At 65.3% G+C, this 20275-nt stretch carries 20 protein-coding genes and 1 pseudogene; 6 read left to right on the plus strand and 15 right to left on the minus strand.

Features of this window, described 5'->3' with window-relative positions; all coding sequences use genetic code 11:
* The first annotated feature begins 15 nt into the window (after positions 1 to 15).
* Positions 16 to 393 (plus strand): response regulator, encoded by a 378-nt coding sequence (locus tag CAY82_RS11330; protein ID WP_087501273.1) that lies wholly within the window; start codon positions 16 to 18, stop codon positions 391 to 393.
* Positions 394 to 503: 110 nt separating this feature from the next.
* Here the strand turns inward: CAY82_RS11330 and CAY82_RS11335 are convergent, their stop codons facing one another.
* The 3 genes from CAY82_RS11335 to CAY82_RS11345 are packed head-to-tail and all read right to left on the minus strand — an operon-like array spanning position 504 to position 3144.
* Positions 504 to 1085: a TetR/AcrR family transcriptional regulator gene (locus CAY82_RS11335; protein ID WP_087501274.1), complete on the minus strand. Its 582-nt coding sequence runs from the start codon at positions 1083 to 1085 to the stop codon at positions 504 to 506.
* A 12-nt stretch (positions 1086 to 1097) separates the two neighbouring features.
* Positions 1098 to 1946, minus strand: a complete 849-nt coding sequence (locus CAY82_RS11340) for a 3-hydroxybutyryl-CoA dehydrogenase (protein ID WP_063914915.1) — start codon at positions 1944 to 1946, stop codon at positions 1098 to 1100.
* Positions 1947 to 1959: 13 nt separating this feature from the next.
* Complete coding sequence (locus CAY82_RS11345) at positions 1960 to 3144, minus strand: acetyl-CoA C-acyltransferase family protein (RefSeq protein WP_087501275.1); 1185 nt, start codon at positions 3142 to 3144, stop codon at positions 1960 to 1962.
* 168 nt (positions 3145 to 3312) lie between these two features.
* On the opposite strand from CAY82_RS11345, the gene CAY82_RS11350 reads away from it, so the two are divergent.
* On the plus strand, positions 3313 to 4323 hold the full coding sequence (locus CAY82_RS11350; RefSeq protein ID WP_087501276.1) for an AraC family transcriptional regulator: 1011 nt from the start codon (positions 3313 to 3315) through the stop codon (positions 4321 to 4323).
* 69 nt (positions 4324 to 4392) lie between these two features.
* On the opposite strand, the gene CAY82_RS11355 is transcribed toward CAY82_RS11350, so the two are convergent.
* A complete protein-coding gene (locus CAY82_RS11355; protein WP_087501277.1) occupies positions 4393 to 4830 on the minus strand; it encodes a carboxymuconolactone decarboxylase family protein in 438 nt (145 codons plus the stop codon).
* 197 nt (positions 4831 to 5027) lie between these two features.
* On the opposite strand from CAY82_RS11355, the gene CAY82_RS11360 reads away from it, so the two are divergent.
* Positions 5028 to 5486, plus strand: coding sequence for a nucleoside deaminase (locus CAY82_RS11360; RefSeq protein ID WP_087501278.1), 459 nt, complete (start codon positions 5028 to 5030; stop codon positions 5484 to 5486).
* 15 nt (positions 5487 to 5501) lie between these two features.
* Positions 5502 to 5732: pseudogene (locus CAY82_RS11365) on the plus strand (MFS transporter); the annotation flags it as partial.
* On the opposite strand, the gene CAY82_RS11370 reads toward CAY82_RS11365, so the two are convergent.
* From CAY82_RS11370 to glcD, 7 genes are all read right to left on the minus strand, one after another.
* The gene (locus tag CAY82_RS11370; protein WP_087501279.1) at positions 5725 to 7158 is read right to left on the minus strand and encodes a PLP-dependent aminotransferase family protein; all 1434 of its coding nucleotides are present in this window, start codon (positions 7156 to 7158) and stop codon (positions 5725 to 5727) included. The pseudogene CAY82_RS11365 and the gene CAY82_RS11370 overlap by 8 nt on opposite strands.
* 93 nt (positions 7159 to 7251) lie before the next feature.
* Positions 7252 to 7590 carry a hypothetical protein gene (locus CAY82_RS11375; protein WP_087501280.1) on the minus strand — a complete coding sequence of 113 codons (339 nt, stop codon included), beginning with the start codon at positions 7588 to 7590 and terminating at the stop codon, positions 7252 to 7254.
* Positions 7591 to 7792: 202 nt separating this feature from the next.
* A complete protein-coding gene (locus CAY82_RS11380) occupies positions 7793 to 9964 on the minus strand; it encodes a malate synthase G (protein ID WP_087501281.1) in 2172 nt (723 codons plus the stop codon).
* Between the two features lie 152 nt (positions 9965 to 10116).
* Positions 10117 to 10515: a heme-binding protein gene (locus CAY82_RS11385; protein ID WP_087501282.1), complete on the minus strand. Its 399-nt coding sequence runs from the start codon at positions 10513 to 10515 to the stop codon at positions 10117 to 10119.
* On the minus strand, positions 10508 to 11743 hold the full coding sequence (gene glcF, locus CAY82_RS11390) for a glycolate oxidase subunit GlcF (protein ID WP_087501283.1): 1236 nt from the start codon (positions 11741 to 11743) through the stop codon (positions 10508 to 10510). The genes CAY82_RS11385 and glcF overlap by 8 nt, the downstream gene beginning before the upstream one ends.
* Positions 11744 to 11752: 9 nt before the next feature.
* Positions 11753 to 12805 carry a glycolate oxidase subunit GlcE gene (gene glcE, locus CAY82_RS11395; RefSeq protein WP_087501284.1) on the minus strand — a complete coding sequence of 351 codons (1053 nt, stop codon included), beginning with the start codon at positions 12803 to 12805 and terminating at the stop codon, positions 11753 to 11755.
* Positions 12805 to 14304 carry a glycolate oxidase subunit GlcD gene (gene glcD / locus CAY82_RS11400; RefSeq protein ID WP_087501285.1) on the minus strand — a complete coding sequence of 500 codons (1500 nt, stop codon included), beginning with the start codon at positions 14302 to 14304 and terminating at the stop codon, positions 12805 to 12807. The genes glcE and glcD overlap by 1 nt, the downstream gene beginning before the upstream one ends.
* Positions 14305 to 14499: 195 nt before the next feature.
* On the opposite strand from glcD, the gene glcC reads away from it, so the two are divergent.
* Positions 14500 to 15264, plus strand: coding sequence for a transcriptional regulator GlcC (gene glcC, locus CAY82_RS11405; RefSeq protein WP_087501286.1), 765 nt, complete (start codon positions 14500 to 14502; stop codon positions 15262 to 15264).
* A gap of 124 nt (positions 15265 to 15388) precedes the next feature.
* Here the strand turns inward: glcC and CAY82_RS11410 are convergent, their stop codons facing one another.
* Complete coding sequence (locus CAY82_RS11410) at positions 15389 to 15706, minus strand: DUF2388 domain-containing protein (RefSeq protein WP_003260922.1); 318 nt, start codon at positions 15704 to 15706, stop codon at positions 15389 to 15391.
* Between the two features lie 180 nt (positions 15707 to 15886).
* Between CAY82_RS11410 and CAY82_RS11415 the strand changes: the two genes are divergently transcribed.
* Positions 15887 to 16513: a glutathione S-transferase family protein gene (locus tag CAY82_RS11415; protein WP_087501287.1), complete on the plus strand. Its 627-nt coding sequence runs from the start codon at positions 15887 to 15889 to the stop codon at positions 16511 to 16513.
* A 393-nt stretch (positions 16514 to 16906) separates the two neighbouring features.
* On the opposite strand, the gene sfnR is transcribed toward CAY82_RS11415, so the two are convergent.
* The 3 genes from sfnR to msuE are packed head-to-tail and all read right to left on the minus strand — an operon-like array spanning position 16907 to position 19774.
* Positions 16907 to 18007 (minus strand): sigma54-dependent transcriptional activator SfnR, encoded by a 1101-nt coding sequence (gene sfnR / locus CAY82_RS11420; protein ID WP_087501288.1) that lies wholly within the window; start codon positions 18005 to 18007, stop codon positions 16907 to 16909.
* Positions 18008 to 18016: 9 nt separating this feature from the next.
* Positions 18017 to 19204, minus strand: coding sequence for an acyl-CoA dehydrogenase family protein (locus tag CAY82_RS11425; protein ID WP_087501289.1), 1188 nt, complete (start codon positions 19202 to 19204; stop codon positions 18017 to 18019).
* A gap of 9 nt (positions 19205 to 19213) precedes the next feature.
* Complete coding sequence (gene msuE, locus CAY82_RS11430) at positions 19214 to 19774, minus strand: FMN reductase (protein ID WP_087501290.1); 561 nt, start codon at positions 19772 to 19774, stop codon at positions 19214 to 19216.
* Between the last annotated feature and the right edge of the window lie 501 nt (positions 19775 to 20275).

Below are 20275 nucleotides of genomic sequence, written 5' to 3' on the forward strand. Positions count from 1 at the left end.
TTTCAAGGCATTGAAATGAGTGAAGATGCACAAGATGTGGTTTTGGTCGTCGAGGATGAACCGGCGATTCGCATGATTCTGCGTGATTACCTGGCAGGTGAGGGCTATCACGTGCTGGTGGCCGAGGATGGCGAGCAGGCGTTTGCGATCCTGGCAAGCAAGCCGCACCTCGACCTGATGGTGACGGACTTCCGCTTGCCGGGCGGGATTTCCGGGGTGGATATTGCCGAGCCGGCAATGAAGTTGCGGCCGGACCTGAAGGTGATTTTCATCAGCGGCTACCCGGCGGAGATTCTGGAATCCGGCAGCCCGATCACCCGCAAGGCACCGATCCTGGCCAAGCCGTTCGACCTGGATACCTTGCACGAGCAGATTCAGTCGCTCCTGCGCTAGCCCGCACCGGCCCTTTCGCGGGTAAACCCGCTCCCACAGGAACTGTGCAGGTCTTTGGATTTGCACAGTTCCTGTGGGAGCGGGTTTACCCGCGAAAGGGCCGGAACAGGTTAGCGCAGGGTCCGCTCCAGCCCACCCACCAGCATGCTTTCCATCAACCCCAGCCCCTGTTCTTCGGGCAAGGCCTTCAACAACCCAGGTAACTGGTTCAGCAGCGTCGCCACCACATGCGCCGTGGCCACCAGGGCCTGCCCCTGCAACTTCGCCTGCGGTGCGATCAACCTCAGCAACCCCGCCTCATAGCGCTTGCGCAACAAGGCCAGGCGCGCCTGCTGGTCGTCGTTCAGGCAACAGAAGTCCCGTTCCGCCAGGCGAAACTGCATCGGCCGTTCGGCATGCAACTGCCAGTGCGCGGCAATCAGGCAGCTCAATGCCGACGCCCCGCGAGCCATGGCCCGGCGCCCTTGGTCCAGAGTGGCCTGCAACTCCTCGTACAACTCCTCGATCAGGTCGTACAACAAGTCCTGCTTGCTGGGAAAGTGATGGTACAGCGAGCCCGCGGTCAGCCCCACATGGGCCGCCAGCTCGCGCATGCTGACTTGGCCAAAGCCCTTTTCGGCAAACAGGGCCATGGCCCGGTCACGTCGCTCTTCAAAGTTGGCACAGCGCATCGCGGCATTGACCGGGGGCATGGCGTTCGCTCCTCAGTAGGTGAAGAAACCGCGGCCGCTCTTGCGCCCCAGCCAACCGGCCGCGACCATTTCCTTGAGCAGCGGGGCAGGGCGGTACTTGCTGTCGTTGAAGCCTTCATGGAAGGCTTCCATGATCGCCAGCAGGGTGTCGAGGCCGATCAGGTCGGCCAGGGCCAGCGGGCCGATCGGCTGGTTGCAGCCCAGGCGCATGCCGGTGTCGATGTCCTCGGCACTGGCCAGGCCTTCCTGGCGCACGAAGATCGCTTCGTTGATCATCGGCACCAGGATGCGGTTGACCACGAAGCCCGGGCGGTTGCCAGCAGTGATCGGGGTCTTGCCGACCTTTTCGGTCACCACCAGCGCCTGGGCGTAGGTGCTGTCGCTGGTCTGCAGGCCGCGAATGATCTCGACCAGCGCCATCATCGGCACCGGGTTGAAGAAGTGCACGCCAATGAAACGCTCGGGGTGCTCGATGCTGGCCGCCAGCTGGGTGACCGACAGCGACGAGGTGTTGGTGGCGATCAGGCAGTCGGCGGCGACGTTGGCGGCCACCTGCTGCAGGATGCGCTGCTTGAGCTGCAGGTTCTCGGTGGCGGCCTCGATCACCAGCTGCGCGCCGCTCAGCTGGGTGTAGTCGGTGCTGGTGCGAATGCGGGTCCGGGCAGCCGCGGCCTTGTCGGCGTCGAGGGTGCCTTTGCTGACCTGGCGCTCAAGGTTCTTGCTCAAGGTGGCCACGCCGCGCTCCAGCGCAGCGTCAGAAACATCCACCAGCAGTACCTGGTAGCCGGCCACCGCACACACCTGGGCAATGCCGTTGCCCATGGTGCCGGCGCCGATCACGGCGATCTGTTCAATGCTCATGTGTCAGTTTCCTTCAGACGCGCTCGAAGACCACGGCGATGCCTTGGCCGCCGCCGATGCACATGGTGGCCAGGGCGTAGCGGCCCTGGATGCGCTGCAGCTCATGGATGGCCTTGGTGGCAATGATTGTGCCGGTGGCACCCACCGGGTGGCCGAGGGAGATGCCCGAGCCGTTGGGGTTGACCTTTTCCGGGTCGAAGCCCAGTTCGCGGGCTACCGCGCAGGCCTGGGCGGCGAAGGCTTCGTTGGACTCGATCACGTCCAGGTCCTGCACCTTCAGGCCGGTCTTCTCCAGCACCTTGCGGGTGGCCGGGATCGGGCCAAGGCCCATCAGTTCCGGCTCGACACCGGCATGGGCGTAGCCCACCAGGCGTGCCAGCGGCTTCAGGCCCAGGCGGCGCACCGCATCACCACTGGCCAGTACCAGGCCGCCAGCGCCGTCGTTGATGCCACTGGCGTTGCCGGCGGTAACGGTGCCGTCTTTCTTGAACACCGCCTTCATCCCTGCCAGTTGCTCGGCGGTCACCTCGCCACGCACATGCTCGTCGGTGCTGAACTGCACGCTGCCCTTGCGGGTTTTCAGTTCCAGCGGGACGATCTGGCTGGCGAAGCGGCCCTCGGCAATGGCGCGGGCGGCGCGGCGCTGGCTGGTCAGGGCCAGTTCGTCCTGCATTTCGCGGGTAATGCCGTGCTTGGCCGCAACGTTCTCGGCAGTGATGCCCATATGGAAGTGTTCGAACGGGTCCTGCAGCACGCCGACGGTGTAGTCGATGCCTTGCAGGTCACCCATGCGGGCACCCCAGCGTGCCTGCGGCAGCAGGTACGGGCCACGGCTCATGGATTCGGCGCCGGCCGCCACGGCCACGTCGGTGTCGCCCAACAGCAGGCATTGGGCCGCCGAGACGATGGCCTGCAGGCCCGAGCCGCACAGGCGGTTGACGTTGAAGGCCGGGGTTTCCTTGGGGATGCCGGCGTTCATTGCTGCTACGCGGGCCAGGTAGGCGTCGCGTGGCTCGGTGGGGATCACCGTGCCCATCACCAGGTGGCCGACTTGCTCGGCGGCCACGCCCGAGCGCTCTATGGCGGCGCGGGTAATGGCGCTGGCCAGGTCAGCCAGCGGCAGGTCCTTGAGGGAACCGCCAAAGCCACCAATGGCTGAACGGACGGCACTGACGACGTAGATTTCTGCGCTGCTCATAGGGGCTCCGATTGCGAAGGCATGGCGGGACCGGGCCAGGCTCTGCGAGAATGGCCGGTAATCCCGGAGTGGGACCGAGTCTAGGCAAAGGCTCTGTTGCAGCCTATGCCGGAACTGTTCAAACAACCTGGCACTTTTTGCCACTCAGCATAGACAGCGAAAACCGCCATGCGCGATAGCGATTCGGTCGCCGTGTACTTCCTCAATGCCATGCTCCATGCCCTGCGCGACTGCCCCGCCGAACGCGATGCGCAGTTGCGAGCGGTGGGCATCGACCCGCAACTGCTCGAACAGCCCCAGGCGCGGGTGCCAGCCAAGGCCTTCGTCCAGCTGTGGCTGGCGCTGATCCAGCGCCTGGACGACGAGTTCTTTCGCCTCGACAGCCATGGCATGCCGCCGGGCAGTTTCGCCCTGATCTGCCGGGGCCTGATCCTGGAGCCGAACCTGGAGAAAGCCTTGCGCCAGTGCATGGCTGGTTTCGGCCTGTTCCTGCGTGACTTGCGCGGCAGCCTGACGGTGCGTGGCGGGCGGGCGTTGATCAGCGTGCAGTCGAGCATTGTCGACCCGCTGACCCGGGTGTACGCCGAGGAAACCTACCTGGTGCTGATGATCGGCATGCTGTGCTGGTTGGCCGGGCGGCGGATCGCCATCGACCGCACCGAGCTGGCTGTGTCGCGCCCGGCTCAGGAGGACGACCTGCTGCTGTGGGGGCCGGACCTGCGCCTGGGCAGTGGGCGTACCGAGGTGGAGTTCGATAGCGCCTACCTGCGTCTACCGGTAGTGCAGGACCTGGCGGCCCTGAAAACCTTCCTGCGCAGTGCACCGCAGGGGCTGGTGATTCGCTTTCGCAACCAGAACGGGCTGGTGGCCGAGGTGTACCGACACCTGCGGGCGCGGCGCTATGGGCAGTGGCCGACGTTGGCAGCGCTGGCGCAGCAGCAGGGGGTCAGTGCCAGTACTTTTCGTCGGCAGCTGGAACGGGAGGGGCGTTCGTACCAGCAGATCAAGGACGAGGTGCGCCGGGCAATGGCCTTCGAGCGGTTGCGCGAAGGGGTGTTGAGCATTGCCGAGATTGCCGAGCAGGCGGGGTTCCAGGAGCCCAGTGCGTTTCACCGGGCGTTCAAGAAGTGGACCGGGCAAAGCCCCGGGAGCTACCGGGCGCGGTTGGCCGGGCGTTGAGATGTTGCCTGTGCCGGCCTCTTCGCGGGTTTACCCGCGAAGAGGCCAGTACAGGCAACCGATCAATGATCAGGCCGGCACCATGGCAAACCCGACCCCGAACCGGTTCCAGGCATTGATGGTGGCAATTGCCAGGGTCAGGTTGACCACCTCGGCCGGCTCGAAGTGTGCCTGCAAGGTTTCATAATCCGCCTGCGGCGCGCCGTGCTCGGGCAGCCGGGTCAGGCTCTCCACCCAGGCCAGCGCGGCACGTTCGCGTGGAGTGAAGTAGGCGGTCTCCTGCCAGACGCACAAGGTCTGCAGGCGTGCCTCGGTCTCACCGGCCTTGCGCGCATCGTTGGCGTGCAGGTTGACGCAGTAGGCGCAGCCATTGATCTGCGAAGCTCGCAGGCGCACCAGCTCCAACAGGGAACTCTCCAGGCCGCTCTTGGCCAGGGCTTGCTCCAGGCCGACCATGGCTTTGTAGGCCTCGGGGGCGTGCTTGGCCCATTCGATACGGTTGTGCATGGCTGTCTCCAAAGGGTGTGGGGTGGGATGGCGCTACTGTAGCGTCGCCCGTTGGCCATCCCGATAGCCAATCACGCGCATAAGCGGGAGGCCAATCGGCCATTAAGGAGGCCACTGGCAGGCATCCAATCTCTTCATTTCTGCCAGGCCGTCCAAGCCTGGATAATGACCAGGTCTTGCTACAGGAGAGCCGATTCATGTCCGAAGAACGTTACATGCGCGAAGCACTCGACCTGGCCCGCGCCAACATTCAGGCCGGTGGCAGGCCCTTCGGCGCTGTGCTGGTGTACCAGGGGCAGGTGCTGGCGCGTGCTGTAAACGAGATCCACAGCACCCAGGACCCCACCGCCCACGCCGAGATGCAGGCCATCCGCAAGGCCAGCCTCGCCTTGGGCCAGGCGCGGCTGGACGGTGCCGAAATATACGCCAGTGGCCACCCGTGCCCGATGTGCCTGGCGGCCATGCACCTGTGTGGCATCGAGCGGGCCTGGTTTGCCTATGACAACGCCGAGGGCGAACCCTATGGCTTGTCTACCGCGGCGGTATACGCGCAGATGGCTCGCCCACCCCAGCAGCAGAGCCTGCCACTGCGCGCGCTGAAGCCCAGCGGCGAAGCCGGTTTATACCTTGAATGGAAACAGGCCAACGCACAATGAGGGCGGCCTGCCGAGGCTGGCAGCCTGGCGGCGTTCGTGCAGGGCATCGGCTTCATCATCACCGGCATCGTGCCGTACCTTACCGGCTGGCTGCGCGATATAAGCGGCGATTTCCAGGCCTCGTGGACGCTGCTGACCGTGACTGTGATGGCGATGCTGCTGGTAACCGCGTGCTTCAACCCACGCGGTTATGCCGCGGCCATTGCCCGCCCGGTTGTCGGGGGCAAGGCCGCGCCGGTCAACTGAGGCGTTGCAGGGTGTCGCGTACCCGGTCCAGCGCCGGGTCGATGTCCAGCAGCTCGATGGCACCGAAGCCCAGCAACAGCCCCGGGCGCACTGGCGCTTCGCTGAAGAACGGCGCCAGCGAGTACAGGCCGACCTCCACCTTGCGCGCGAGGTTGACCAGCATCTCGACATCGACCCCAGGTTTGGCCAGGGCGCTGAGGTGGAAACCGGCGCTGGCGGGTATGGCGCTGAACCACGGCGACAGGTCGCCGCCCAGGCGCGCGAGGATGCGTTCGCGGCGGGCGCTGTAGACCTCGTGGCAACGGCGGATGTGCTTGTTCAGGTGGCCTTCGCCGAGAAAACGCGCCAGTGCCCACTGCAACAGGGCCGGGCTGTGCCAGTCGCTGAGGTGCTTGGCCACGCAGGCGGCTTTCAACACAGCGGGTGGCAGGACGGCATAGCCCAGGCGCAGTTCCGCCAGCAAGGTCTTGGAGAAGGTCCCCACATAGGCCACCAGGCCATGGCGGTCGAGGCGCTGCAGTGCGTCCGGGGCTGGCCCGTTGTAGCGGAACTCGCAGTCATAGTCGTCCTCGATGATCAACGCACCCAACTCGGCGGCCCGTGCCAGCAGGGCGTGCCGACGTGGCTCGCTCATCGGCATGCCCAGCGGGAACTGGTGCGAGGGTGTCACGTAGATCAGCCGGGTGCCGTCGGCGATCTGTTCCACGCACAGGCCTTCATCGTCGACGGGTACCGATTGCAGGCGCGCGCCCAGGGCCAGGAAGAGTTGTCGCGCTGGCGGGTAGCCGGGGTCTTCCATGGCCACCTGGCAACCCGGCTCGACCAGCACCCGGGCGATCAGGTCCAGTGCCTGCTGGGCGCCGTTGCACACCAGCACGTCGGTGCCGCTGCAGTGCACGCCGCGGGCGTAGGCCACGTGGTGGGCGATTGCCTCGCGCAGTTCTGGCAGGCCCTGAGCCGGGAACTGTCGCTCGGGGTGGCGCTGGCTGCGGCGCAGGGCATAGTTCAGGCAACTGCGCCATTGGTCGAACGGAAACTGCGCCTTGCTTGAGGCCCCACCGATAAAGTCATAACGCGAGGGTGCCTCCAGCTGACGTTGGCTTAGCACGGTGGCGCGCTGCTGCCAGCGCTCGAGGGATGCGGCACCGGCCAGGGTAATGGCGGTTGATTCGCTGCTGCGTAGCGGCTGGCGCGGGGTGATGAAGGTGCCACGGCCGACCACGCCGCTTAGCAGGTTGTCGTAGGTCAGCCGGGAATAGGCCTCTGCCACGGTCTTGCGCGACACGCCCAGCTGCTCTGCCAGCAGGCGGCTTGGCGGCAGTTGGGTGCCGGCGGCCAGATGGCCGCTGTCGATGCCGGCACGCAGTTGCTGGTAAAGCTGGTCTGCCAGGCCTTTGCGGCCTTCCAGGCGAATGTGCAGTTCCATGGAGTGGTCCGGAGCGGGGAAGTGCTCAGGATAGCGGATTGACCGGGGAAGGGCATGGGGCCGCAAAGCGGCCCCCAGGCAAGCGGTCGGTAATCAGAGGCGCGCCGCGCTCACCGTGATGTAGCCCTTGTCCGCCAGTGCGATGCGTATCACCGTCTCGTCCGTCGGCGCCTTGCGGTTGCGCTTGATGCGCACGCCTTCCACCGCCGCCGCGTTCATATGCTCGGAAATGGCCCGACCGTTCGGGTCGAAGAACACCTCGCTGGCCAGCAACTCGATACGCTCGATCAGTTCTCGCGAGCGTTCATCGGTGGCGCAGAAGAACATCACCCCCGACAGGTGCGGGTCGTCATCCGGGTTGTTCATGTCATGGGCCAGCAGTTCGCGCAGGGTGCTGCGCAATTCGGCGGTGGGGCGGGCGTACGGGTGCATGCGGAACCTCCTCTGGATCGCGACCTTGCGTCATCCAGTGCCGATCATGTTTTCAGTGGGCAGAGGCAACAAGTAGGACGCTTCCGAGCGTCGCATAGGAAATTTCTGAAGGTGCCGAATGCCACCTCAAGCTGGCGGACGGAGCCTGCGGCACGATTTGCCGCCGGCTACCCGCCTTGCCGGCGATTGGGTGCAAGCGGCATCAGCGCCCGATGTCCTGCTTGAAGCGCAAGCGCCAGGCATGCAGCAACGGTTCGGTATAGCCACTGGGCTGCTGCCGCCCCTTGAACACCAGTTCACGCGCAGCGCGGAAGGCATGCGATGCCTCGAAACCTGCCGCCATCGGCCGGTATGCCGGGTCCCCGGCATTCTGCTGGTCGACCACGCAGGCCATGCGCTGCAAGGTCGCCTCGACCTGTTCAGCATCGACCACCCCATGATGCAGCCAGTTGGCAATGTGCTGCGCCGAAATCCGCAGCGTCGCGCGGTCTTCCATCAAGCCCACATCGTGGATATCGGGCACTTTCGAACAGCCGACCCCTTGCTCGACCCAGCGCACCACGTAACCGAGGATGCCCTGGCAGTTGTTGTCCAGTTCGGCCTGGATCTCGGCAGCGCTCCATGGCCGCTCGGGGCTGACCGGGACACTTAGCAGGCCATGCAGCAACTCCGCGCGCAGGGCATTGAGGTCAACCTGTTCCAGCGTTTGCTGCACGGCCGCCACATTCACCTGGTGGTAGTGCAGCGCATGCAGCGTCGCCGCTGTGGGCGAGGGCACCCAGGCAGTGCTGGCACCGGCCCTGGGCTGGGCGACTTTCTGTTCCAGCATGGTCGCCATCAGGTCGGGCATGGCCCACATGCCCTTGCCGATCTGCGCCTTGCCGCGCAGGCCGCAGGCCAGCCCCACCAATACATTGTTGCGCTCATAGGCCTGGATCCAGGCACTGCCCTTCATGTCGCCCTTGCGCAGCATGGCACCGGCTTCCATGGCCGTGTGCATCTCGTCACCGGTGCGGTCGAGGAAACCGGTGTTGATGAACACCACCCGTGACGCGGCGTTGGCGATACAGGCCTTGAGGTTGACACTGGTACGTCGTTCCTCGTCCATGATGCCCATCTTCAGGGTATGCGCAGGCAGGCCCAACAGCGTTTCGACGCGACTGAACAGTTGGTCGGCAAAGGCTACTTCCGCCGGCCCGTGCATCTTCGGCTTGACGATGTACAGGCTGCCCTCGCGGGAGTTGCCGCGACGCTTGAGGTCATGCAGGCCGATCAGGCTGGTGACCACGGCATCGAGGATGCCTTCCGGGATTTCCCGTCCATCGCGGTCGTGGATGGCCGGGCTGGTCATCAGGTGGCCGACGTTGCGGATGAACAGCAGCGAGCGGCCTGGCAGGGTCAGTGGCTGGCCGTCTGCGCCGTGGTAGTGGCGATCTTCGGCCAGGGTGCGGTTGAAGGTTTTGGCGCCCTTGCTGACCTGCTCGCTGAGGTCGCCTTTCATCAGGCCCAGCCAGTTTCGGTAGACGTTTACCTTGTCGTCGGCGTCCACGGCAGCCACCGAGTCTTCGCAATCGATGATGGTGGTGAGGGCAGCCTCCAGGAGAATGTCCTTGACCCCGGCAGGGTCCTGCTGGCCGATCGCGTTGGTCGGGTCGATCTGGATTTCGAAATGCAGCTGGTGATGCTGCAACAGGATCGCTGTCGGGGTGTTCGGCTCACCTTGGTAGCCACGCAGTTGTGCGGGGTGTCTGAGACCGACCTGGCGGCCATCGGCCAGGGTTACCTGCAGCGTGCCCTGGCTGATCGCGTAGGCTTTGGCATCGTGGTGTGACGCGCCGTCGAGAGGGGCAGAGGTATCGAGGAATTGCCGGCCATAGGCGATCACCTTGGCGCCGCGTAGCGGGTTGTAGCCCTGGCCACGTTCGGCGCCATCGGTTTCGGCGATGGCATCGGTGCCGTACAGGGCATCGTAGAGCGAGCCCCAGCGGGCGTTGGCGGCATTCAGGGCGTAGCGGGCGTTGCTCAGCGGCACTACCAGTTGCGGGCCGGCCTGTACGGCGATCTCGCGGTCGACGTTACGGGTGCTGACCTGCACGCTTGCGGGGGCCTCCACGAGGTAGCCGATGCCTTGCAGGAAGTGCTGGTAGGCGGCCATGTCGCCGATCGGGCCGGGGTGCTGGCGGTGCCAGTGGTCCAGCTCTGTCTGCAGGCGCTCGCGTTCGGCAAGCAGAGCGCGGTTTTGCGGTGCGAGGTCGTGGACCAGGGTGCTGAAGCCTTGCCAGAAGGTGCGGGCTTCGATGCCGGTGCCGGGGAGGACTTCGTCTTCGATGAAGCGCTGCAGGGTGGGGGCGATCTGGAGTGGGTGGTTTGGCATTGTCTGTTCGCTCGATGTTCAGTCTTCTGGAGAGTTGTTGCCTGTGCCGGCCTCTTCGCGGGTGAACCCGCTCCCACAGGTACTGCACAGGTCTCAGGCCATGTGAAAGCCCTGTGGGAGCGGGTTCACCCGCGAAGAGGCCGGCACAGGATTCAGAGGGCAGCCGCCCCGGCCTTGGCCACTTGGGCATCCTGCTCGGGCTTGACCCCGGACACGCCAATTGCCCCTACTACCTGCCCATCCACCCGCAGCGGCACGCCACCTTCCAGGCTGGTCAGCAGCGGCGCCGTGACGAACGCGGTACGGCCACCATTGACCATCTCCTCGTAGTCCCGCGTATCTTTGCGCCCCAGCGCAGCAGTGCGGGCCTTTTCCATCGCGATATAGGCGCTGGCCGGTGCGCAGCCATCCAGGCGCTCAAGGGCCAGCGGGTGGCCGCCGTCGTCGACCACGGCAATGGTCACGTTCCATTGTTGCGCCTGGGCTTCCTGGCGGGCGGCGGTCAGCACGCGGGCGACTTCGGCCTGGCCGATCACGGACTTGCTATGCATGGTGGTTCTCCGGGTTCAAGGCTGCTTCGACGATTTCGATCCAGTGCCGCACCGGTGTGCGACCGGCCCCGTCAAGGTGGGCCTGGCAGCCGATGTTGGCGGTGGCGATGACTTGCGGTTTGCCGCTTTCCAGGGCGTTGAGGCGGTTGTCGCGCAGTTGTAGCGACAGCTCGGGCTGGGTCAGCGAATAGGTGCCGGCCGAGCCACAGCACAGGTGGCCGTCCGGCACCGGGGTCAAGGTGAAGCCCAGACGCGTCAGCAACCTTTCCACCGCACCGCCCAGCTTCAGTGCGTGCTGCAGGGTGCACGGGCAATGGAAGGCCAGGCGCTGTTCGGCGCACAGGCCCAAATGCTCGACCGGTTCGTCGCGCAGCACCTCCACCAGGTCGCGGGCCAGGGCGCTGACCCGTGCGGCCTTGGCGGCGTAGCGTGGGTCTTTCTCCAAAAGGTGGCCGTAGTCGCGCACGAACGCGCCGCAGCCGCTGGCGGTTTGCACGATGGCTTCGGCGCCGGCTTCGATGGCTGGCCACCAGGCATCGATATTGCGCCGCGCCCGTTGCAAGCCTTGTTCCTGGGCATTGAGGTGATAGTCCACCGCGCCACAGCAGCCGGCCTGCCGGATCGGTATCACGCTGATGCCCAAGCGGTCCAGCAGGCGTGCGGCGGCAGCATTGGTGTTGGGCGACAGGGCCGGTTGCACGCAGCCTTCCAGCATCAGTACCCGACGGTCATGACGCGGTGCGGGGCGTACGCCGGAGGGGGTGACCCGTGCCGGCAGCTTGCGCTTGAGCGTGGCCGGCAGCAGCGGGCGCAGGGCCTGGCCGCTGAGGATCAGGGCCTTGAACAGCGCCGGGCGTGGCACTACTGCACGCAGGCCCTGGCGCAGCAGGCGTTGACCGAGCGGGCGCGGCACCTGCTGTTCGACCACGGCGCGGCCTATGTCCAGCAGGTCGTGGTACTTCACCCCGGAAGGGCAGGTGGTTTCACAGTTGCGGCAGGTCAGGCAGCGATCCAGGTGCAACTGGGTGCTGGCGGTGATCGGCGCGCCTTCGAGCATCTGCTTGATCAGGTAGATGCGCCCGCGTGGGCCGTCCAGCTCATCGCCCAGCAGCTGGTAGGTGGGGCAGGTGGCGGTGCAGAAGCCACAGTGCACGCAGGAGCGCAGGATGCTTTCGGCCTCGTCGGCGCGGGCCAAGTGCCGGGCGGTTTCGCTCAGGTTAGTCTGCATGGTCTGGCCTCACAGGTCCGGGTACAGGCGGCCAGGGTTGAACACCCCCTGGGGGTCGAGATGCTGCTTGAGCGCACGGTGGTAGCGCATCAGCGCAGCGGGCAGCGGTGGGCTGCTGGCAGCGCCAGGGGCATAGCAGGTGGCGTGGCCACCGACCTTGGCGACCTGCTGGCGAATGTCCTGCGCCGGTGCCGTGGATTTGAGCCAGCGCTGGGCTCCACCCCAGTCGATCAGCTGCTGGCCGGGCAGGTCCAGTTCGCCTGTAGCATTGGGCACGGACAAGCGCCACAGCGGCGCGGTGCCGGTAAAGAACGCCAGGCGCTGCTCGCGCAGGTCGCTCCAGAAGCGGCTGTCCAGTGTGTCGCCGCCCAGGCGCTGGCGCGCCGACTGCACCGAGCCTTCGCCGCCTTCCAGGCGCAGGTACAGCGCGTCGCCATCATGGCAGGCCGCGCTGATGGGCAGCGGCTGCTGGCCCCATTCGGCCAGCTCCGCCAGCGCTTCGTGGCGGCCCATCGGCAGGCGCAGGCTGAGGCATTGGCGCGGGCGTGGCAGTACTTTCAGCGACACCTCGGTCAGCAACCCGAGGCAGCCGAAGCTGCCTGCCATTAGCCGTGACACGTCGTAGCCAGCAACGTTCTTCATTACTTCGCCACCAAAGCGCAGCAGCTTGCCGTGGCCGGTGATCACCCGCGTGCCCAACACATAGTCGCGCACCGACCCGGCCCACGGCCGCCGTGGGCCCGACAGCCCGGCCGCGACCATGCCACCGAGGGTAGCGCCGGGGCCAAGGTGTGGTGGTTCGCAGGGCAGCATCTGGCCAGCCTCGTGCAGCGCCGCCTCGATCTCGCGCAGTGGCGTGCCGGCGCGGGCGGTGAGCACCAGCTCGGTCGGGTCGTAGCTGACGATGCCGCGGTGGTTGCGGGTATCGAGCACCTCGCCGGCCACCGGGCAGCCGAGCATGGCCTTGCTGTTGCCCCCCTGGATACGCAGCGGTCTGGCCTGGTTCAGCGCCTGGTTGACCTGCTCCAGCAAGGCCTGGCTGATATCGCGGTCCATGCTCATCAGAAGCGCTCCAGTTCGGGGAAGGGCAGTTGCCCATGGTGCACGTGCATGGCGCCGAACTCGGCGCAGCGGTGCAGGGTGGGGATGTTCTTGCCGGGGTTGAGCAGGCCCTGTGGGTCGAAGGCGGCCTTGACCGCATGGAACAGGGTGATCTCGTCGCTGTTGAACTGTGCGCACATCTGGTTGATCTTCTCGCGCCCTACGCCATGCTCGCCGGTGATGCTGCCGCCCACGGCCACGCACAGTTCGAGGATCTTGCCGCCGATGGCTTCGGCACGTTCCAGCTCGCCGGGCAGGTTGGCATCGAACAGGATCAGTGGGTGCATGTTGCCGTCGCCAGCGTGGAATACGTTGGCCACGCGCAGGCCGTACTCGCTGGACAGTTCGCTGATCCCCTTGAGCACCCGCGGCAGTTCGCGGCGCGGGATGGTGCCGTCCATGCAGTAGTAGTCCGGGGAGATACGCCCCACCGCCGGGAAGGCGTTCTTGCGCCCGGCCCAAAAGCGCACGCGCTCGGCCTCGTCGCAGGCCAGCCGCACATCGCGCGCGCCGGCTTGCGCCAGCACGGCGGCGACCCGTTCGCAGTCGTCGTGCACATCGGCCTCGACGCCATCCAGCTCGCACAGCAGGATGGCCGCCGCGTCCACCGGGTAGCCAGCGTGGATGAAGTCCTCGGCGGCGCGGATTGCCAGGTTGTCCATCATCTCCAGGCCGCCAGGGATGATTCCGGCAGCGATGATTTCTGCCACTGCCCGGCCGGCGTCCTCGACGCTGTCGAAACTGGCCAACAGCACCCGCGCGACCTGGGGCTTGGGCAGCAGCTTGACGGTGACTTCGGTGACGATGCCGAGCATGCCTTCGGAACCGGTGAACAGTGCCAGCAGGTCGAAACCGGGGCTGTCCAGGGCGTCGCTGCCGAGGGTCAGGCGTTCGCCCTCGATCGTGAGAATGTCCACCTTGAGCAGGTTGTGCACGGTCAGGCCGTACTTGAGGCAGTGCACGCCACCGGCGTTTTCGGCGACATTGCCGCCAATGGAGCAGGCGATTTGCGAGGACGGGTCTGGCGCGTAGTACAGGCCGTGGGGCGCGGCAGCCTGGGAGATGGCCAGGTTGCGCACGCCGGGCTGCACACGGGCGAAGCGGCCCTGCGGGTTGACTTCGAGGATGCGGTTGAAGCGCGCCATCACCAGTAATATACCTTTGGCCAGCGGCAGGGCGCCGCCCGACAGGCCGGTACCGGCGCCGCGTGCCACCACCGGTACGCCACGCTGGTGGCAGAGCCTGAGCAGCGTCTGTACCTGTTCCAGGCGCTCGGGCAATACCACCAGCAGCGGCACCGTGCGGTAGGCTGAAAGGCCGTCGCATTCATAGGGCTTGAGGTCTTCCTCACGGTGCAGGATTTCGAGGTCCGGCAGGGCAGTGCGCAGCGCTTGCAGCAGCGTCGCCCGGTCCACGTCAGGCAGCGCGCCATCGACGCGTTCGTCGTACAGGATATTCATCGGCTCACTCGGCAACGGTTTTTGTTGTTGTTGGCAAAGCGTTTACCCTTGCAGCCTGCGCGTGGCAGCGACCAGGGTCGAGTACGAGGTGTACTGGTCCTACCAGTTTTTACGGCGAGTACTGGTTATTGACGGCTTTACCCGGCTAGATTGTGGCAGGTGGCCGAAGTGGTCCTACCAGCAGGAGGGCGCGCAGTGGGTACTGAAGGCAAGGCCAAGGTCGCCGACCAGGTGGCCGAACGGGTCGAGCGGCTGATCGTCGAAGGCGTGCTCAAGGTGGGCCAGGCCCTGCCATCGGAGCGGCGCCTGGTGGACAAGCTGGGCTGCTCGCGCTCGGCGTTGCGTGAAGGCCTGCGCATCCTGCGCGGGCGCGGCATCATCGACACCGAGCAGGGGCGGGGCTCGTTCGTCGCCGACCTGACGGGCCAGGCGGGTGCCACGCCGTTGATGCACCTGTTCAGCTCGCAGCCACGCACATTGTTCGACCTGCTGGAAGTGCGGGCGTTGCTGGAGGCCGAATCGGCGCGCCTGGCGGCGTTGCGGGCCACCGAGGTCGACCGTTTGCTGATCCGTCGGCGTTATGAAGAAATGCTGGCTGCGCACGAGGCTCCCGAAGCGATCGATGCGCGTGAACATGCCCGCCGCGACCATGCCTTCCACCGGGCGATCAGCGAGGCGTCGCACAACCCGGTGCTGGTGCATACCTTGCAATCGCTCAGTGACCTGACCTTGAGCACGGTGTTCGCCTCGGTCAACAACCTGTATTGCCGACCGGCGCAGAAGCGCCAGATCGACCGCCAGCATGCGCGGTTGTATCACGCGGTGATGGAGCAGTTGCCCGAGCAGGCACAGCGGGCGGCGCGCGAGCATATCAACGGGATCCGCGACAGCTTGCGGGAGATCGAGCAGGAAGAGCAGCGGTTGGTAAGGGCGACGATGCGCATGGATGGCTGGGGGTGAATGTATGCCTGTACCGGCCTCGTCGCGGGTAAACCCGCTCCCACAGGGGGCCGCACTGGGTTTGAGGCCGGTGCGGTTCCTGTGGGAGCGGGTTTACCCGCGACGAGGCCGGTACAGGATTGCCTCAATGATCGGCTATGCGGTCATCCTGCGAGAGGAGGGCCCGGGCCAGCTCTTCATCATTGGCCTGCAGGCCAGGGTTGTCCTTGCGGGCTTGTTCCAGCGCCGACTCCACATAGGCGCCACGGATTGCACCACCGCTGGCGACGTAGGCTGAAAGCTCGTCACGCGCCGGGATGATCCGTTTGTCGTCCTTGAAGGTCGAGTAAAGCGAGGCGGAAACACCGGCCGAGGTCGCGACGTCGCCTGCGTCGACGTCAGCCAGGGCAGCACCGGCAGGCAGCAGGAGCAGCAGCGCAGGGGCGAGGAGTAGGTGGCGCATGGTGTGTTCTCCAGTAGCGTGAAGCCCAAGTAATTAAACCACTCAGTGTTTAAGAAAGCGCAGGTAGGGTTGTAGTTCCCTTGTTCGCGTCCCGGAAACAGGCATTGACCATGTCGAGCCAGTCGTGATTTGCTCGGGCTGATGGCCCAATCATTCAAAGGATACTGAAGGTTCTCGCCCATGCCCGAGTACAAGCTGCATTGTTTTGCCGAATCCGGTAACGCCTACAAGGCGGCGCTCATGCTTGAACTCACCGGCCAGGACTGGCAGCCGGTGTTCGTCGATTTCTTCAATGGCCAAACCCGCGAACAAGCCTGGCGCGAAGAGGTGAACGAGCAGGGCGAGGTGCCGGTGCTGGAACACGCCGGCAAGTCCATCAGCCAGTCTGCCCTGATCCTTGACTACCTCGCAGAGAAAACCGGGCAGTTCGGCCCCCGCGACGCAGATGAAAAGCGCGAGATCTGGCGCTGGATGCTGTTCGACAACCACAAGTTCACCAGCTACTACGCGGCGCTGCGCTTTCTTTTCTGCCTGAAGAAAACCGGCGAAACGGACGTGACCCGGTTCCTGCGTGAACGTGCCATGGCGGCCTATCGTATTGTCGACGCGCACTTGGCGAAGACGCCGTTCATGGTCGGGGGCCGGCTGACTATCGCTGACCTGTCGCTGGCGGGGTATGTGTTCATGCCGGAGGACACTGGCATTCCGTTGGCGCAGTTCACCCACATCGAGGCATGGAAGGCGCGGATCCAGGCGTTGCCAGGGTGGAAGCACCCGTATGAGCTGATGCCGCGCGCCGCATCCTGACCAATCCGGCTCGCCAGGCCACAGTGCAGTGGCCTTTGGCGAGCCAACCATTCTGATGATCGGTCGGTGACAAGCGCAGCGACGTGGCTACGCTCAAAAAATCAAGAAACATTCTGAAATATTTGGCCAGCAGGCCCTGAAGGATCTTGTTCAACCGTTGCAGATGGAAGGCCGCGCTGGTTGGCAGGTCGCCCCACGGTGTAGGGCATGGCGCTGATGATGGGCCTGACCATGAATGATCGCGGGGGCGATCAGAACTAGCAACTTGGGTGTCTGTGCCGACTCTTTCGCGGGTAAACCCGCTCCCACAGGTACCGTGCCGATCTCAAGCTTGGCGCGGTCCCTGTGGGAGCGGGTTTACCCGCGAAAGGGCCGGCACAGGTTTACAAGCATTCAGATCGACAACGGCACCACCCGGTTATCCACCACCTGCTGTTCCTGCCCCCGCCGCTTGTTCACCACCAACTCGCCGATCGCAATCAGCCGGGTACGGGTGATGTTGCGCGACAGCCCCAGTAACTGCGCGGTATGCACCTGGTTGTAATGGCAGAACCGATACGCCGAACGCAGCAGGGCATTTTCCACCTTCTCGTACAGGTCGCCCGACTGCTCTTCGTACAAGCGGCTGAACGCCCGCTGCAGCAACTCCTCCCCACCATTGCCCGCCGGCTCTTCCTCCTGCCGTTCGATACGCAGGTTGGACAAGCGCAGGTCCTGCGCCTGCACCGTACCGTCGCCACAGGTCAGCAAGCTGTGGTGAATCACGTTCTCCAGCTCGCGGATGTTGCCCGGCCAACCGTATTCCACCAGCTTGGTCTGGGCCTTGGCGCTCAGCTCCACCGGCCCGTAGCCCAGCCGGTCGCTGTAGCTGCGAATGAAGTGCCGGGCCAGCGGCAGGATGTCACCTGGGCGGTCGCGCAATGGGTGCAACTGCAAGGTCACCACGTTCAGCCGGTAGTAAAGGTCTTCGCGGAAATGCCCGGCGTTAATGGCCTTTTCCAGCTGTACGTTGGTCGCCGCCAGCACCCGTACATTGATCGGGATGCTCTTGCGCGACCCCAGCCGCACCACTTCGCGCTCCTGCAACACACGCAGCAGCTTGACCTGGATCGGCAACGGCAGGTCACCGATTTCGTCGAGGAACAGCGTGCCGCCGTTAGCCTCCTCGAACCAGCCGGCCTTGGCTGCCAAGGCACCGGTGAAGGCGCCTTTCTCATGGCCGAATAGCTCTGCCTCGACCAGCGACTCGGAGAACGCACCGCAGTTGACCGCGACGAACGGGCCGTTGCGCCGACCGCTGAGGTTGTGGATGTGGCGTGCGACCAGCTCCTTGCCCGTGCCGGTTTCGCCGATGATCAGCACGCTGGCCTCGCTGGGGGCGACCTGTTGCAGGTGGGCGAGCAGCGCCTGCGACCTGGGGTCTTCAAAGACCTGTGCGGTCGCCCGGATCGAGGTGGCCAGTGTCGGGGACGGGGGGAGGGTCAGCAGTTGCATGGGCAATCCTCAGGAATAGAAGGATGGGGCAGGGTGCTTGTCGTTGAGGGCCCACTCGCCGAGTTCATGGATGCGGTAGTCCACCGGGTCGTGCAGGGTTTGTGTGCGCAGGTTGCGCCAGTGGCGGTCGAAGCGTAGCGAGGCGTGGGTGGCGCGGGCGCCGGTGACCTCGAACAGGCGGTTGCAGATGTCCAGGCCATGGCGGCTGGCGGCGACCTTGGCGGTGCCGATGGCCAGGGCCAGGTCGCCGCGCTCTTGCGCCGTGAGGGCGTGCTCCTTGGCCCAGGCCACATCCAGCTGGCGCGCAGCCCGTTCGATCAGCAGGCGCACGCTTTCCAGGCCGACCCAGAACTCGCCGTAATGGCGCAATACGTAAGGGTCTTCGGCGCTGCTGGCAGCGCTGGAGCGGAACCACGGCCGGCTTTCCTTGAGGGTGTACTGGCGGGCCTCTTCGAACGCCCCCTCGGCAATGCCGAGGAACAGGTTGGCGAAGTGCAACTGGGCAATCAGCGGGCGCAGGGCGGCGAACGGCGTGCTCAGGGGGCCTGGGTCGAGCAGCAATTCGTTGTGCTCCACCCGTACTCGCTCGAAGGTGGCGCTGCCGCTATCGGTCTGGCGCTGGCCGATGTTGTTCCAGTCGCTGTGCAGGCTGATGCCGGTGCGGCCGCTGGGGATGGCGGCGATCAGCAGCTTGCCGCCGGAACGTTCGTCCACCGCCGAGGCGATGAGCATTTCCGAGTCGCTGGCGCCGGAGCAGAAGCTCTTCTTGCCGGAGAACTCGCACCAGCCATCGAAGTGCTTGACCACGGTGCGGGTGTCCAGCGGGTTCAGGGCGTTGCCCCAGAACCACTGCTTGCGGGCAGTCTGCTCGAACCACGGTTGCCATTGGCCTGGGCGCGAGAACAGGCGCACGGTGGCCAGCATCAGGTGATGGAAGCCGAACACGTGGGCGATGGAGCTGTCGACCCGGGCGAACTCGCGCACTACCGTAAAGGTGTCGTGCCAGCTGGCGCCCTGGCCGCCGAAGGCCTGCGGGATCACCAGCGACAGCAGGCCGCTGTCCCGCAGGGTGTCGCGCTCGGCTTTCGGCGTGCCGCCGCGTTCATCACGCTCGACGGCGGTCCGGGCAAACTGCCCGGCCAGCTCGCGGGCGATGTCCAGGGCAGGGCGCAGGGGCATATTCACAGGTGCATTCATGGCCGCTCCTCAGGCGCTCTTGCGCAGCGCGTGACGGGCGCCGAACAGCGGTACGGCGCGTTCGGCGGCCAAGCGGATACGGGCGGCGAGGGCTGCGCTGGACACTCGGTAATCGGCCATCTCCGCCTGGCTGGCGAACACGCCTATGGGCAGGGTCAGGGCTTGCAGGAAACTGAACAGTGGGCGCAGTTGGTGGTCGAGTACCAGTGCGTGGCGCTCGCTGCCACCGGTGGCAGCGAGCAGCACCGGGGTGTCGACCAGGGCGTCCTGGCCGATCAGGTCGAACAGGTGCTTGAAGTGGCCGGTGAAGCTGCCGCGGTACACGGGCGTGGTCACCACCAGCAGGTCGGCATTTTCCACCAGGCGCAGTTGCTGTTCCACGGCCTCGGGCAGTTCACTGCGCCACAGGGCGCTGCCCAGCGGGCGGGCGATCTCGCCAAGCTCGATCAGGTGCGGCTTGATGTGCAGGTGCTCGGCCAACTCGGCGAGGATCGCCTCGGTCAGGGCCAGGGTGCGCGAAGGGCGGGCAGTGCCGCCGGACAGGGCGACGACGTTCAGTGGGGTGCTCATGGGCAGGTCTCCGGTTCGGGGTGAGCGGGGGACTTTGCTTGAGCAATCGTCGTGCCGAAGTTTAATGTTCTTTTAAATCAAACAGTTAGCGCGTTTCTGATGCCTGCGGCGTTGTTGCCTTGCGGGCGTTTACTGTTGATCGTGTGTTGCGCTGCAGACAGTTGGCCGGGTGTTGGCGGCTGTGCAGTTGGGGGATTTATAGAGGATTACGGAATGATGAAAAAGGAATAAGATTTTATATTCTTATTCCCAATTTTGATTTTAATATGCTGGGGCCGTTTCGCGCCCCATCGCGACACAAGGCCCACGGGTGCTGCACATAGCTGCCCAGTGCATGGCTGGGAGGTTTGAGGTGGTGCATAGAGCATGCCTTGATTCTTTCTGCGCCAGTGAGATCGAGCGCCGCCCGCGCGGCGCTTCGCGGGACAAGCCCGCTCCCACATTTGTTGCAACGTACCGAACCTGTCAGGCCATGGTTGCCTGCCTTGGTGCATGTCTTGG

The organism is Pseudomonas sp. SID14000 (assembly GCF_002165135.1).
Lineage (GTDB): Bacteria > Pseudomonadota > Gammaproteobacteria > Pseudomonadales > Pseudomonadaceae > Aquipseudomonas.